Genomic DNA, 13583 nt, shown 5'->3' on the forward strand with positions numbered 1-13583 from the left:
GTTAAGCAGATGAAAATGATTGGTTTGATTGGCGGGATGAGCTGGGAATCCACCGCGCTCTATTACCGTATTATCAATGAGCAGGTGAAGCAGCAGCTGGGCGGATTGCACTCCGCGCGCAGCCTGATGTACAGCGTCGATTTCCATGAAATTGAAAAGCTGCAGGCCGCAGGCGAGTGGCAACAAGCGGGTGAGATTCTGGCAGAAGCGGCTGTTAGCCTGGAGAAAGGCGGCGCAGATTTCATCGTGCTCTGTACCAACACCATGCACAAAGTCGCGCAGCAGATCACCGATGCGGTGAGCATTCCGATGCTGCATATCGCCGATGCCACCGCACAGCGCATTCGTCAGGCGGGCGTGAAAAAAGTCGGTTTGCTGGCGACAGCGTTCACCATGGAGCAGGAATTTTACAAAGGTCGGCTTAATCAGTCGGAAATTGAGGTGCTGGTGCCCGATGCAGCAGGCCGCAAAGTGGTGCATGACATCATTTATCAGGAGCTCTGTCTTGGCGTGATCCGCGATGAATCACGCGCGCAATACCGCAAGATTATTGCCGAGCTGGTGGAGCAGGGCGCAGAAGCGATCATTCTCGGCTGTACCGAAATCACTTTGCTGGTAAAAGCCGAAGACGCCAGCGTTCCGCTGTTCGATACCACCTTGATCCACGCCGAAGACGCTGTAAAACTCGCGCTCCCGTAGGGTCGCCATTTATGGCGACCGATTGACAAGCATTACGAAATTCATGGCGGCCAGGCGCACCTCACCTATTTATGAGGTGCGCTTCAACTTGCGTGCCAGAACCTGCAACTGCTGCGCAATCTCCGCCACATCCACTTCATCCTGCAGCGGTGCTGCCGTGGTTTCCCGCAACACTAACTCGGTTTCCAGCGTCTTCTCTGTCACATCGCCGCCTTCCAGCTGAGCCAGCAAGCGATCAACGCTCACCACGCCCAACTGCTGCAGATCCTGACGCACGGTAGTTAACGGCGGCTGATACCACGCGCTTTCCGCTGTATCGTCATAACCAATCAGCGAAATCTCCGCTGGGATCCTCACGCCATGCTGATGCAGCGCGCGCATCGCGCCGAGCGCCATCTGATCGTTAGCCACCAGCAGCGCCTGCGGCAGACGGTCAGGTAACTGCGCCAGCAGCGCCTGATAGCCCGATGCCGCGCTCCAGTCACCGCTCAGCACGCAGAATGGCGTGAGTTGATGCGCGGCCAGCGCTTGCTGCCACGCAGCGAAACGCGCGCGCGCCGATGCAGAACTTGCCGGGCCATTTAACACGCCAATCTGACGATGGCCGAGCGCCACCAGATGATCAACCGCCTGCTGCGCACCGGATTCGCTTTGATACTGGCATTGCGCCACTTCAGCGCTGCGCTCCACGTCGAGAAACAGCACCGGTTTGTTGTCGCACTGTTGTTGAATCTGCGCGGCCTGCGCGGCATCCAGCGGCAGGTTGATCAGCAGCGCATCGACGCGCTGCGCCAGCAGTTCATTCACGGTGTCCTGCGGCGCGCTGTCGGGATTCGCCATGGCGATCACCAGATGATAACCCTGCGCTGCCGCACGTTGCTGAATCGCCGAAGCGATCTGGGCGGGCGCCATTAAGGCTAAATCACTGGTGGCAAGTCCCAGCGTGCGGGTGTTTTTCCCTGCTAACTGTTGCGCCACACGATTCGGCACATAGTTGAGCTGCTGCATTGCGGCTTCTACTTTGGCGCGGGTGCGCGGCGAAACCTGCTCGGAATGGTTGAGGACGCGGGAAACGGTTTGATAAGAAACCCCAGCCAGATGAGCAACATCGTCGAGGGTTACGGAGCGCGCAGTCATGAATCTCTCCTGAAGATTAAGCTGCGAGTGTAGCAAATTTTTCCCTGCCGACACGCACTTAAGCCGCTACACTGCCAAAGGTAAAAAGAGGAGAACCGGATGCAACTCAATAACCATCAGATTCAGGATATCAATACCTTGGCGGCCTGGCTGGCGCTGGATCAGATGCCACAAGATGGCACGCTCGACATCGATTTAGCCATTCTCGCTGGTCACGCGGTGTTGCCGAACGTGGAAGCGGTGATTGCCGTGGCGAAAAAGTATCAGCTGCCGTTGTTGATCAGCGGCGGCATTGGCCACTCAACGCCGCTGCTGGTGGAGATGCTCGCGGCGCATCCGCTGTATCGCCAAATTGATAGTAAAGACAAAAGCGAAGCCGAATTGTTAGGCGACGTTGCCCGCCTCTTTGCCGCGCTGCCGGACGATCTGCTGTTGCTGGAAACCGTCTCACGCAACTGCGGGGAAAACGCCGCCTTCAGCCAGAAGTTGCTGGATGAGCACAGCTGGCAGCCGCAGCGCGTATTGCTGGTGCAGGATCCGCTGATGCAGCGTCGCACCTGGGAAACCTTCCGCTATCAATGGCGCGATCGTGCGGATGCACCGGAATTTATCAGCTGGCCGGTATTTGTGCCGCAGGTGATGATGGACGCGGGCATGCTGCGCATCATCGGTGCGCCGCCGCAGGGATTGTGGTCGATGGAGCGTTTTCTGTCGCTGCTGATGGGTGAAATCCAGCGCTTGCGTGACGATGAAAATGGCTACGGCCCGCGCGGCAAAGGTTTCCTCGGCCACGTCGAGGTGCCAGAAGCGGTGGAAGCTGGCTGGCAACGCCTGAAGCAGTTGCCAGGCGTGCAGTCACGGTTATGAGATTTTGGTCGCCATCCCTGGCGACCCGTTTTTTATCGACCCTGCACATACACCTGCAAATTGACATACACCGCGTTCAGCAACGGCGTCACCACGCCGCTGCGTGCGCCGCGCACCAGCAGATCGCCAATCACCTGATCGGCCTCAATCTCAAAGCCCTGAGTTAAATCGCGATACATCGACGAGGTCATCGCCGCTTGGGGATTGTTCAGCGTCTCAAAAATCTTCGCCGTCACCGCCGGGCGCTGCTGATAACCTTCCGCGCTCAGTACCGACAACACTTCACCAAAAACAGTTTGCAGCAGCGCTTCGCCGCCTTGTGACGTAAGCACCTGTTGCGTATTACCGCGCGCGAGACAACACACCGCACCCAAGGTGCTGAGCAGCAACCATTTTTCCCACAGCTCGCTGATGATGTTATCGGCAAACACCGTATCAAACTGCGCCGCACGCAGCGCTTCATCCACGCGCTGCAAACGCGCATCGTTGTGACCGTCCAGCGCGCCGTAATAGAGGATATGCAGCGGCGTCATCTGCAGCACTTCGCCGTTTTCACCCAGCGTGACGTTGATTTTGCACAAGCCGCCAATCACCTTGTCGCCAAAGCGCGCGCGCAGCGTATCGATATGTCGCATGCCGTTGAGGATCGGCATGATCAGCGTGTCCGGACCGACAGCGGGCGCGATGTCGGTCATCGCCTGATCCAGCGCGAAGCTTTTCACCGTCAAAATAATCAGGTCAAAATGCCCCGAAAGCGAGCCGGCCTGCGCCAGCTGCGGCTGAATCACTTCGCTGCCGGTGGGCGTTTTCAGCACCAGACCGGTTTGCTGCAACTGCTGAAAGCGGCGCTCGCGCACCAGAAAAGTCACATCACGTCCTGCTTGCGTCAGACGCGCACCGAAATAGCCGCCGGTGGCGCCGGCGCCGACTACCAGAATACGCATGGTCAATTTTCCCGTTGAGAGTGAAAGCCTTACCTTAAAGTGACCGGCGACGGCTTTCCAGCCCGTTAATGCTGAATCAGATACAAGATTTTAACGATGTTTAAAAAAGGCTCAAACTGTTCGTATTTACTCGTACAATAGGTTTAGGCTGTTGCGCAGCGGTGGGCAATGGTGCGCGCCGCAGAACGAGTCGAATGACTAAGGACGCATCATGCCCCGAACCCTCCCCATCGAACGTTATCGCAACATCGGCATCTCCGCGCACATCGATGCCGGTAAAACCACCACCACTGAGCGCATCCTGTTTTACACCGGAATGAGCCACAAGTTAGGTGAAGTGCACGATGGCGCGGCAACCACCGACTGGATGGCGCAGGAGCAGGAGCGTGGGATCACCATTACCTCGGCGGCGGTGAGCTGCTTCTGGCCGGGCATGGACGGCAGCTTTACGCCGCACCGCATCAATATCATTGATACGCCCGGACACGTCGATTTCACCATTGAGGTTGAGCGCTCAATGCGCGTGCTCGATGGCGCGGTGATGGTGTATGACGCGGTTGGCGGCGTGCAGCCGCAGTCAGAAACCGTGTGGCGCCAGGCCAACAAATATCATGTGCCGCGCATCGCCTTCGTCAACAAAATGGATCGTCAGGGCGCGGACTTCTTCCGCGTGGTGCAGATGATGAAAGACCGTCTGCACGCCAATCCGGTGCCTATCGTCATTCCTATCGGCGCGGAAGAGCACTTCAGCGGCGTGGTCGATCTCAACAAAATGCGCGCCATTTACTGGGACGACGCCAGCCAGGGCATGAGCTTCAGCTATGCGCCAATTCCTGCTGAGCTACAGGCACTTGCCGCCGAGTGGCGTGAGAACATGGTGGCAGCAGCGGCCGAAGCCAGCGAAGCGCTGATGGATCGCTATCTGGAGCAGGGCGATCTCAGTGAAGACGAGGTGATTGCCGGATTGCGTCAGCGCACGTTGCTCGGTGAAATCCAGCCGATGCTGTGCGGCAGCGCGTTCAAAAACAAAGGCGTGCAGCGCATGCTCGACGCGGTGATTGAACTGATGCCTTCGCCGCTCGACGTACCGGCGGTGAGCGGCGTCAATGAGCAGGGCGAACACGACGAACGTCATGCGGATGACAGCGAGCCGTTCTCGGCGCTGGCGTTCAAACTGATGAGCGATCCCTACGTCGGACAGCTGACTTTCGTGCGCGTCTACTCCGGCGTGCTGCGCAAAGGTGACAGCGTGTGGAACGCGGTGAAAGGGCGCAAAGAGCGCATCGGTCGCATCGTTCAGATGCAGGCCAATGACCGTATCGAAATCGATGAGATTCGTGCCGGCGATATCGCCGCCTGCGTGGGGTTGAAAGAGGTCACCACCGGCGAAACGCTTTGTGATCCTAATGCGGTGATCACGCTGGAGCGCATGGAGTTTCCCGATCCGGTGATTTCGCTGTCGATTGAGCCGAAAACCAAGAGCGATCAGGAGAAAATGGGCCTGGCGCTGCAGCGGCTGGCGGCCGAAGATCCGTCATTCCGTCTGCACACCGATGAGGAATCGGGCCAGACGATTATTTCCGGCATGGGCGAACTGCATCTGGAGATTATCGTGGATCGCATGAAGCGCGAGTTTGGCGTGGAAGCCAACATCGGTCGGCCACAGGTGACCTATCGCGAAACCATCCGCAAAACGGTGCGTGACGTGGAAGGCAAGTTTGTGCGCCAGTCGGGCGGTAAAGGTCAATACGGCCATGTGGTGCTGACGCTGGAACCGCAGCAGGCGGGTGCCGGATTTGCCTTTGAAGATGCCACTAAAGGCGGCGTGGTGCCGCGCGAGTTCATTCCTTCGGTAGAGAAGGGGATTCGTGAAGCGCTCAACAGCGGCGTGCTGGCCGGTTATCCGGTGGTGGACATCAAAGCCACGCTGACGTTTGGTTCGTACCACGATGTCGATTCGTCGGAAATGGCGTTCCGTATGGCAGCGATCTTTGGCTTCAAAGCCGCCGCGAAACGGGCCGATCCGGTGATCCTCGAACCGCTAATGCAGGTGGAAGTGGAAACGCCGGAAGAGTATGCCGGTGGCGTGATGGGCGATTTGTCGGCGCGGCGCGGTACGCTGCAGGGCATGGATGAACGCTTTGGCGCACGCATTATTCGCGCCGAAGTGCCGTTGTCCGAGATGTTTGGCTACGCCACCACGCTGCGATCGATGTCGCAAGGCCGCGCAACCTACAGCATGGAGTTTGCGCATTATGCGGAAGCACCCCGCAACGTGGCTGAAAGCATCATCGCCGCACGCGCCTAAGCTTTAGTGTGAAATCAGACCGGGCACAGAGGTAACACTTCTTGCCCGGTCAACTTTTAAATCGACCTGTCGACCGCGTGAGTCATTTAGCACCAAAAATGGACAGTTAATTTCCGCCAGGAAGCCGATAGTATTCGCAGAATCAGGGATATTTATCGGAAATTAATCATGGATGTCATTTATCTGGATCAGTCTTGCTATCACCAGCAGGGCTTAATTGCGCTGCTGGAACATTCAAGTATCACTTGCTGTAATACGCTTCGAGAAATGAAGACGCTGATGCGTGACAGGGAAAAAACCGCCACTCTTTCACCAATCATTATTTTTGATCTGCCAGAAAACTTCCGCACGGCGCTGGCTCAGATAGATTATCTGACCAGACTGAAAATCACCTTGAACGCGACGCTGATTTTCTTTTCGGATTCAGTGAAAAACAAGATTAACTACAGCAGTCATGCCATCGCAGCCGATTGTTTTATCGATAAAAAATCTTTAACCGGTACCATTAGTACTAAGCTGGCAATGATGCTGTGCCAGCTCAAAAGCGACCAGCTGTTGGCTGCTCCCGCAGTCAACAATCATTTAACCAGAAAGGAGTTTAATTTCCTGCGATGTTTATTCACTTACGAATCGATTGAAGGCGTGGCGAAGATAACCGGTATAAATAAAAAAACACTCTACAGCCATCAGAATAAGATCTTTAAAAAACTTAATTTGAAAAACAGCCTGCATCTCTATCAGCGTTTCACCAATAATTTTTAAATCACCCCGTAGGGTCGCCATTCATGGCGACCTTATTCCCATACATGCCCATCATACAAAACATCGGAAAATGTCATCATCGCCCGCACCATTATTGCGTCGTCGGGGTATAAATAATCCTCAGCGTGCCCTGATAACGGCCCGCTGTTTTTGACGACAGGATGAAGGCTGGCGTAATAAGCTGCATCGGCGCGGGAACGCACAGCACCGAATTACTCTGGCCCGGCAACACCACCCGTCGCAACACACCTCTGTTGGTGCCACTCCAGATAATCTCACTGCCGTTCTCAACCACCTGACGCGCTTTGGTCAGCGGGTTGATTACTTCAATCGCATAATCGAGGCGATTTTGCGCCAGAGTTTTATCCGCGCCTGTGCGATATAGCGAAAACAACCCCGTTGCTCGGCCGGGCGCGGCTGCACCTTCGTCCTGAAACAACAGGCTCACCCGGTTGCTGTCAGAATTATTGCCGTCATACAGGCACATATCCAGCGAACGACTGCCGCTGACGGTGGTGGTGGCGCGCGCGCCGGGGAAGGTTTTTAAACCAAGGTCAACGCTGGCGGCCGCATTGCCAAACTCCGGCAGATAGATTTGCTGATTACCGTAGTCGGTCACCTTGAAGGTCATGGTGGCGATCCAGTCACCCATTTTCGTCACATTGGTACACCCCACATTCACGTTCTGCGAATTTCCGGTGCAGGATGTGACTGGCCACTGCATCAGCGACATTTTCAACGTCGCGCTCCAGGTGCCCGCCGACGGGAATTTACTCAGCTCGGAGGAGGGAAGATAGGCCGAATAATCGGTGCCATCGCCACGCGGCGTGACGGCACCGCCAAAGGCATTCATCGGCACCAGATTGGTTGCCACCACCACATTATTCAGCGATCGCCTTTTGGTGAGATAGACATTCAGTACCAACGTCTGTTTGGTGCTGCTTTCGGTGAACAACAGCGGCACGGGATAGGGTGACGGAGACGCTTCCAGCCAGACAGGTAATGTCAGGCAGGCACCATATTGATTGCTGGTGCGCGATTGGCAAACCAGCGTGTTGCGGCCCCATTTTGGCGCGTCATTGGTATCGTAACCGCCATTTTCATTGGTCCAGATCGGCAATTGCGCCGGCACTGACATACGGTCAAATGTTACGGCAACGCTGGTATTGCGCCCAGAAGGCGTCAGCATGGCGGCCTGCACCTGCATGGCCGCCAACATCCCTAATAGCGTCAGCGCGCTAAGCAATTTACTTTTCATCCAAACTTCCTATTGTTGTTGCGACGCAGAAGGCGCAGTACGTGCCAGCGGAACCTCATCTGCCTGGCGGGTGACAATCAGCATTTTTGCTCGTTGCTGCACATCCTGCGGCACTGAAGCCAGTTCGATAGGTTTGCAGTCGCTGTCGCCGACGTAACGCACCACGTCATGGATGCTTTTCACCTTAATTTCACAGCGGTACATCTGCATGCCGCGCACCATGTAAAGATTTTTTATGCGGTGATCGGTCTCAGCGCTGAATCCGCCCTGGCCTAAACCGGACCAGCTGGCGACATTCAGCGGCGTGGCACCTTCCAGTGGACGCTGTGGATTGATCATCAGCCTGCCGAGCCAGGTGTAGCGCGAAACAATATTCACCTTGCTGACCAGCATGCGACCCGGCGCGATGAACAGCGTGCGTCGTCCGGCACCTTGAGTAATTTCGCTGCGCATCCCGTCGGTGGATTCGATGGAATCGTTGATGCTGATCGCGCTCTGGGTATAAGCCGGTACGCTGAATAACGTGCGGCCGGTGCCGTGCAGGCTGGCGCTGCCCGCGCCATCAACGGAAACATCCACGCGTGTGTCGCGGCTTTCATCGCTGCTTGCCACATGCACGCCCACCGCCGCCCCGGGCAGGCCGTTGCCCCATTTGCCCCAATAGAGGCCGGAACGCGCTACCGCCAATGAGGAGTTGTAGCTGCCGCTGCTGCTAAAGCGCTGAGTGGATGAACTGGACGACGCAGAGCTGAATGCCAGGCTGCCGCTGCCGTATTCGCCCGCAGTTTTGCCGTAAACGGAAGCATTCAGAGTATTTTCCTGATTACCGTTGAGGTTCACGCCGATCTCCTGCTGATTCTGCGCATCGAAATACCAGTTTTGCGCCACGTTATAGCCAACCTGATCCTTGTTGTGGCGATCGGTTTGGTAGGTCATGCCGAGCGAACTGTAGCTCGAACGTGAATCGATGGTTGGCGTGCTGACGCGCGAGAGTGAGACGGAGAGGAAGCCACCGTTATCGCGCTGAGTTCCGCTGCTGCTGGTGCGGGTAAAGAGGTTGGCGCTGGTATTAATATTGAGTCCGTTGACGCTGAAGCCGCGCCCAAGGCCAGCCTGCCATGTGGTGGTCTGCGTTTTGCTGTAGAGATTGCGGCGCGCCCACAGAGGCACCACCGCGTTATCATCCAGTTGAACGGGCAGCACATTGCGGCCTTCATTCTTGCTTGCGCTGTAACCAGCATTCAGATACCAGCTTTTCACCGGCACGCTGAACATCAGGCTGCTGCTCTGGTAGCACCCGCTAAAACCGTATTGCCCACCGTTGTTGCTGTAGCAATCCTGCGCATACAGGGCGCTGCGGTAGAAACTGAGAGAAAATCCGTCGTTATAAGCGACCTGCTGGATATTGCCGCGCGAGCCTTCGCTGCCTTTCAGGTAGCTAAAGCGGGTAGTGAGGATGCCGTCGAGCAGCGGATTATCAAATCCGTGGCTCCAGTCGAGCGCGCTTTCAATAAAGCGGTTGCGGTTGGTCACGGCGACACCGCCGGTCAGCGCAGCGTCTTGCATCACAGGCACTTTGATGCCCGCCTGCATCACACGGCGATCGGCACCCGATTGCGACGCAGCGCCGTTGCCCTGCATCTCGCGATCGGGAATGGAGCCGCCTTGCACAAACCATTCAATGTTCTGGCTGGTGGCATTACCGGTGCGGCTAAAAGGAACCTGTTGGGTACGCGACAACTGATTATCTTCATAGATACGTAGCGTCACGCTGTAGCTACCATTGGGAAAGGCGCTGGTATCAAGATTTTGCGTGCCGGCATTCAGGTAAAAGGTGCCAAGCAGTTGCTGCCCGCGATAAGCATCAATACGCGACGGGCGCGTAATAAAGACAGTGACCGGCGTGCCTTGCGCCGCCTGTGCGCGGTTCATCCAGGCGAGCGTCGAACCTACGCGCGCACCTTCGATGGTGCTGAGCGGCAGTTGGCTTAAGGTAATGTTGCCGCCGGCGTTGCTGAAGATATCGCGCGAATCCATGCGTCCGGCCTGCACATAATAGCGTTTGCCGAGATCGCGGCGCAGAAACACGTTGTTAAAACGCACTTCCTGATGACTTTGCTGCCGGTATTTTTGCGCCAGATAGTCCCAGTCGATACCGGCATAGCTGTTTTCAGTCAATCCGAGCGCGCCCGCCCCCTGCAGCGATAACGTCTGGTCATCGCGGTTGGTGACGAAGTTAATATTCTGCTGATGAATAAACGCCGCTTCCGTTTCGGCGGTCTGCTGGTAATAGGGCGATGAATTGTCAGCCGCAAGCGGCACAAATTCCGGGCCGAGAAACAGCGCCACTCTGGCATTATTTTCGTCATAGATCAGCGCGAGGGAATCGGTCTCCAGATAGTCACAGCCCGCTGCGCCGCCGTTGCTGCTGCATGCCTTATTACCGTTGCGTGCCAAAGGTTTACTGATGAGATGGTCTAAGCGCTTTTCCTGCTGCGGATCCTTTTGATAATGCTGCATCACCGCCCGCGCAACCTGATGCGGTTTCAAGAACCTGACGCTATCCAGCGAAACAGAAGCTTCAAACAAGCCGAGCGATTGCCCGTAAACAGAAAGGTTGACCCACAGCGTCTGGCCGGTGACCAGCGATTCGAAACCAGGCGGAACCTGCGTGGCCGCCCGGGGTGCAAGAGAGGGGATCAGGGTAATGAAAGAGGCGATTAAAACGACGCGAATATTGACCTTCATTACAGCATCCTGCTGAAAAAGAATAATAAGGGGGGCGAGCGGCCCCCCGAAATAATTGATCAGTCAATGCCGACAAATTAGCTCTGCGTGGTGGCCTGAGTAATCAACAGGCTAATCACGCCGGAATAGGTGCCGGTTGCCAGCACGCCTTGCGTGGTCTGCGAGATTTTCAGTGGCAATACTGACGAACCATTGGCGGTGCCCGCCGGGAACAGCGAGGCGTAAGTCAGCGCCGTGTTGGTGGTGGTGATCGGTTTTAAATCCGCGCCCAGCGTGACGGTCAAAGGTACCGCTGTACCGGTAACGGTATTGTTAAGCTGCGCAGCGCTCACCAGCGCAACGTTAATATTGGCGGTTTGCGAGTTTGACCAGATTTTGGTGTCCAGTGAATAGGTAGACAAACCACGGCCCGGAATATATTGCATATTAATGGTGCCGGGTAATGCGGTTCCGTCCGCCTGCGTCATATCCACCGTCGAATCAACATTCGCATTCACCGTAATATCTTTCTGTACCGCCTGTGCATTAAATACAGCCGTTAACGCAGCAGCGATGACTAGTGGTTTGATTAATTTTTGCATTTGTAGCTCCGTGAAAATCCTTGTACTGGCCGTAAATGACCGTCTCATGGGTAATGAACTGCTTTATAACAAACAGGTTGTTATTCCTTTAATACGTGTTGATCAGTGTCCGATAACGTACTCGGCGATATTCCGCGTATTGAGATCAACATGTTTTATTCTGACTTCCTGAGCAGCCGCTAATTCTGCCGAACTCCAGGCTTTAAAACGCAATGTCTCATCCGGATAAACCGTGGCGTGTTCTTTTTTCCACTGACAGCTGCTGCTGCTATGTTGTTTTGAGCAAACCGCGACCTCACGAATCACTACGCGAACCGTGCCAGCGTTTTTGACTTCGCCTGATGCTGATTGCGTGAGCGATAATCTGGCATTACGCGGCGGAATATGTACCAGCACGCCCCAGACTAAATTGATGCCGACCTGGTTGCTGATGTTATTATTCTGCGGCGATTTATCTTTCAATTCATCCGGGGCAGCCACGGCCTCGAAGTAAACGCGCCAGGCAGTTTCTTTTTCTGGCGGTTGTAATGAAATCAGCCGAATAATGCGTTGTGAACCGGAAGCCAGCGCGAATTTATCCGGGGTGGCGATAAGCGATGGCGAAACGGCATCTTCAACCAATATTTCTTTTTCAAACGGTGTTGCAGGGCGCTCAATTCTCTTGATGCTGACGCGAATAAACTGCGCTTCACCGCTTTGCGATAATGTCTGCACCTGTGCCGCACCCTGATTATTTAGGGTGACTTCCATCGGATAGACACTCATATTCGCCCATGCCGCTGGCATGGAAATAAAACACATTATAATCAGTGGGTAAGCGAGTTTTTTCACCAGAGTGTTATGGCTTAAAATAGCCATTGAAAGGCCGTGACGCAGTGTCTTATGCGGTGAGTCGTCCATGATAAATCCTTATAAATTCCATCAAAAATCTGTCGGATATTCCCTGTATGAATCGGCTTGGCTATAAACCAGTCTCACTTAACCAAGTGGAATAACCGTGCGTTAAGAAAGTTCTCATAGGGGCTTTGTTAAGTCACTGTCCATTTTTGTGGTTAATTTTTTTAAGCCGTGCTACAAAGGGAATACTTGAGGAAATATCGCGACCTAACTTAATGAAATAATTGTAAAAACAAAGATCAATTTTCAGGCTTAGAAACGGGCATGTCAGCTCAGAATAAATCAAGCTTTACATAAAATAGTCCATTGATGGTAAGATCGTGCACAGAAGGGCAAAAAGACCCATGTTAATCTTAAAATATTAACCTCAGAAATAATACCTCCATAAAGCATCATCAACCGCCTCTCAACAGGATTTAAATAAATCCAGGAGCATGAGGGTGATTTTTAAAAAATTTTATAATTGATAACCAGGCACACCACACAGCAATATGAAAAGCAAACAGCAACTCACAGCATTAATTTATCATCGCGCAGCAGAGATTAAGTCAAATAAAAACATCTCGTCAGTTATGCAGAAGCATTACAAGCTGTTGTTTAGACTGTATCTGACTAAGCCGCTCTATTTTAAAGTCATTTTTAAAGCCAATCGCTTTATTATTGGCTCGGCCATCATGGCGTACGCCTTCACTTCAGCAAACCCAACGCTGCGTGATGTAAAAGACTTTTGTAAGAAAACCGGCCTGATTAGCGACAACACTATTGACTCCTTTCTGCTGTTTATTCGGGTAGGCGGGCGTATGGAAGTTAAAAAGGACGCGCTGGATAAACGCAAGTTAACCTACACGGTGACCAGCAAAGCGCTGGATGAAACCCGCGCCTTAATTAATACCATGATGATCCCGTATGGCATGTTGTATGGAGATTTCGACGTTTCGGCATGCCTGAAAATGGAAAACTTCCATGCCGAATACTTCCAAAAATACGCTGAAATTACCCTCAAGCATGTCTACTTATTCGATATGGTGCCAGAGAGTAAAGCCTTCATTTTCAGGGATGCCGGGCATATGCTGCTGATGGATCTTTACATCGAAAGTTTGCAACAAAAAACCACCGTTATTGAGTACAACTACCTGAAAGCGTCACTGAAATGTGGGGTATCGCGTTCGCACATCAAACGCTGCCTGCAGGACGCCGAAGCGGCGGGGTTGCTGACGCTGGATAAAGCCAGCAATACACTCATTTTGCATCTCTCCTTTATGCAAATGGCGCTGGATTATTTTGCGGTCTATATGGCCATGGTTGAGTACGGGTTACGCGGGTTATCCGGCGTGCCTCCGCTACCGGCAAGCTTGTCACGATAATCTGTTTTTTCGCTTATT

The 13583-nt window shown here is 54.1% G+C and carries 11 protein-coding genes; 5 read left to right on the top strand and 6 right to left on the bottom strand.

The window, feature by feature from the left end; all coding sequences use genetic code 11:
* Positions 1 to 9 precede the first annotated feature (9 nt).
* Positions 10 to 699, top strand: coding sequence for an aspartate/glutamate racemase family protein (locus AC6I8A_RS19535; protein WP_497818971.1), 690 nt, complete (start codon positions 10 to 12; stop codon positions 697 to 699).
* A 69-nt stretch (positions 700 to 768) separates the two neighbouring features.
* Here the strand turns inward: AC6I8A_RS19535 and AC6I8A_RS19540 are convergent, their stop codons facing one another.
* Positions 769 to 1836: a LacI family DNA-binding transcriptional regulator gene (locus AC6I8A_RS19540; RefSeq protein WP_256699037.1), complete on the bottom strand. Its 1068-nt coding sequence runs from the start codon at positions 1834 to 1836 to the stop codon at positions 769 to 771.
* 99 nt (positions 1837 to 1935) lie between these two features.
* On the opposite strand from AC6I8A_RS19540, the gene AC6I8A_RS19545 reads away from it, so the two are divergent.
* Positions 1936 to 2703 (top strand): YdcF family protein, encoded by a 768-nt coding sequence (locus AC6I8A_RS19545; protein WP_497818972.1) that lies wholly within the window; start codon positions 1936 to 1938, stop codon positions 2701 to 2703.
* A 32-nt stretch (positions 2704 to 2735) separates the two neighbouring features.
* Here AC6I8A_RS19545 and AC6I8A_RS19550 read toward each other — a convergent pair whose 3' ends face one another.
* Positions 2736 to 3647, bottom strand: coding sequence for a ketopantoate reductase family protein (locus tag AC6I8A_RS19550; protein ID WP_497818973.1), 912 nt, complete (start codon positions 3645 to 3647; stop codon positions 2736 to 2738).
* 211 nt (positions 3648 to 3858) lie between these two features.
* On the opposite strand from AC6I8A_RS19550, the gene fusA reads away from it, so the two are divergent.
* Both fusA and AC6I8A_RS19560 read left to right on the top strand, forming a co-directional pair.
* Positions 3859 to 5955: an elongation factor G gene (gene fusA / locus AC6I8A_RS19555; protein ID WP_497818974.1), complete on the top strand. Its 2097-nt coding sequence runs from the start codon at positions 3859 to 3861 to the stop codon at positions 5953 to 5955.
* A 168-nt stretch (positions 5956 to 6123) separates the two neighbouring features.
* Positions 6124 to 6717: a LuxR C-terminal-related transcriptional regulator gene (locus AC6I8A_RS19560; protein WP_497818975.1), complete on the top strand. Its 594-nt coding sequence runs from the start codon at positions 6124 to 6126 to the stop codon at positions 6715 to 6717.
* A 91-nt stretch (positions 6718 to 6808) separates the two neighbouring features.
* Here AC6I8A_RS19560 and AC6I8A_RS19565 read toward each other — a convergent pair whose 3' ends face one another.
* The 4 genes from AC6I8A_RS19565 to AC6I8A_RS19580 all read right to left on the bottom strand — a co-directional run bounded on the left by AC6I8A_RS19565 (position 6809) and on the right by AC6I8A_RS19580 (position 12204).
* Positions 6809 to 7975: a CblD like pilus biogenesis initiator family protein gene (locus tag AC6I8A_RS19565; RefSeq protein WP_497818976.1), complete on the bottom strand. Its 1167-nt coding sequence runs from the start codon at positions 7973 to 7975 to the stop codon at positions 6809 to 6811.
* A gap of 9 nt (positions 7976 to 7984) precedes the next feature.
* A complete protein-coding gene (locus AC6I8A_RS19570) occupies positions 7985 to 10723 on the bottom strand; it encodes a TcfC E-set like domain-containing protein (RefSeq protein ID WP_497818977.1) in 2739 nt (912 codons plus the stop codon).
* Positions 10724 to 10800: 77 nt separating this feature from the next.
* Complete coding sequence (locus AC6I8A_RS19575) at positions 10801 to 11304, bottom strand: CS1 type fimbrial major subunit (protein WP_256699029.1); 504 nt, start codon at positions 11302 to 11304, stop codon at positions 10801 to 10803.
* Between the two features lie 102 nt (positions 11305 to 11406).
* Complete coding sequence (locus AC6I8A_RS19580) at positions 11407 to 12204, bottom strand: fimbrial protein (RefSeq protein ID WP_436331754.1); 798 nt, start codon at positions 12202 to 12204, stop codon at positions 11407 to 11409.
* 590 nt (positions 12205 to 12794) lie between these two features.
* Between AC6I8A_RS19580 and AC6I8A_RS19585 the strand changes: the two genes are divergently transcribed.
* On the top strand, positions 12795 to 13565 hold the full coding sequence (locus tag AC6I8A_RS19585) for a hypothetical protein (protein WP_256699026.1): 771 nt from the start codon (positions 12795 to 12797) through the stop codon (positions 13563 to 13565).
* Positions 13566 to 13583 lie beyond the last annotated feature (18 nt).

The organism is Pantoea sp. X-Soil-ISGK-275 (genome assembly GCF_059730795.1).

Bases quoted from the DNA above. Each gene is read 5' to 3' on its own strand.
- AC6I8A_RS19535 (WP_497818971.1), top strand. From the start codon at position 10: ATGAAAATGATTGGTTTGATTGGCGGGATGAGCTGGGAATCCACCGCG.
- AC6I8A_RS19540 (WP_256699037.1), bottom strand. From the start codon at position 1,836: ATGACTGCGCGCTCCGTAACCCTCGACGATGTTGCTCATCTGGCTGGG.
- AC6I8A_RS19545 (WP_497818972.1), top strand. From the start codon at position 1,936: ATGCAACTCAATAACCATCAGATTCAGGATATCAATACCTTGGCGGCC.
- AC6I8A_RS19550 (WP_497818973.1), bottom strand. From the start codon at position 3,647: ATGCGTATTCTGGTAGTCGGCGCCGGCGCCACCGGCGGCTATTTCGGT.
- fusA (WP_497818974.1), top strand. From the start codon at position 3,859: ATGCCCCGAACCCTCCCCATCGAACGTTATCGCAACATCGGCATCTCC.
- AC6I8A_RS19560 (WP_497818975.1), top strand. From the start codon at position 6,124: ATGGATGTCATTTATCTGGATCAGTCTTGCTATCACCAGCAGGGCTTA.
- AC6I8A_RS19565 (WP_497818976.1), bottom strand. From the start codon at position 7,975: ATGAAAAGTAAATTGCTTAGCGCGCTGACGCTATTAGGGATGTTGGCG.
- AC6I8A_RS19570 (WP_497818977.1), bottom strand. From the start codon at position 10,723: ATGAAGGTCAATATTCGCGTCGTTTTAATCGCCTCTTTCATTACCCTG.
- AC6I8A_RS19575 (WP_256699029.1), bottom strand. From the start codon at position 11,304: ATGCAAAAATTAATCAAACCACTAGTCATCGCTGCTGCGTTAACGGCT.
- AC6I8A_RS19580 (WP_436331754.1), bottom strand. From the start codon at position 12,204: ATGGACGACTCACCGCATAAGACACTGCGTCACGGCCTTTCAATGGCT.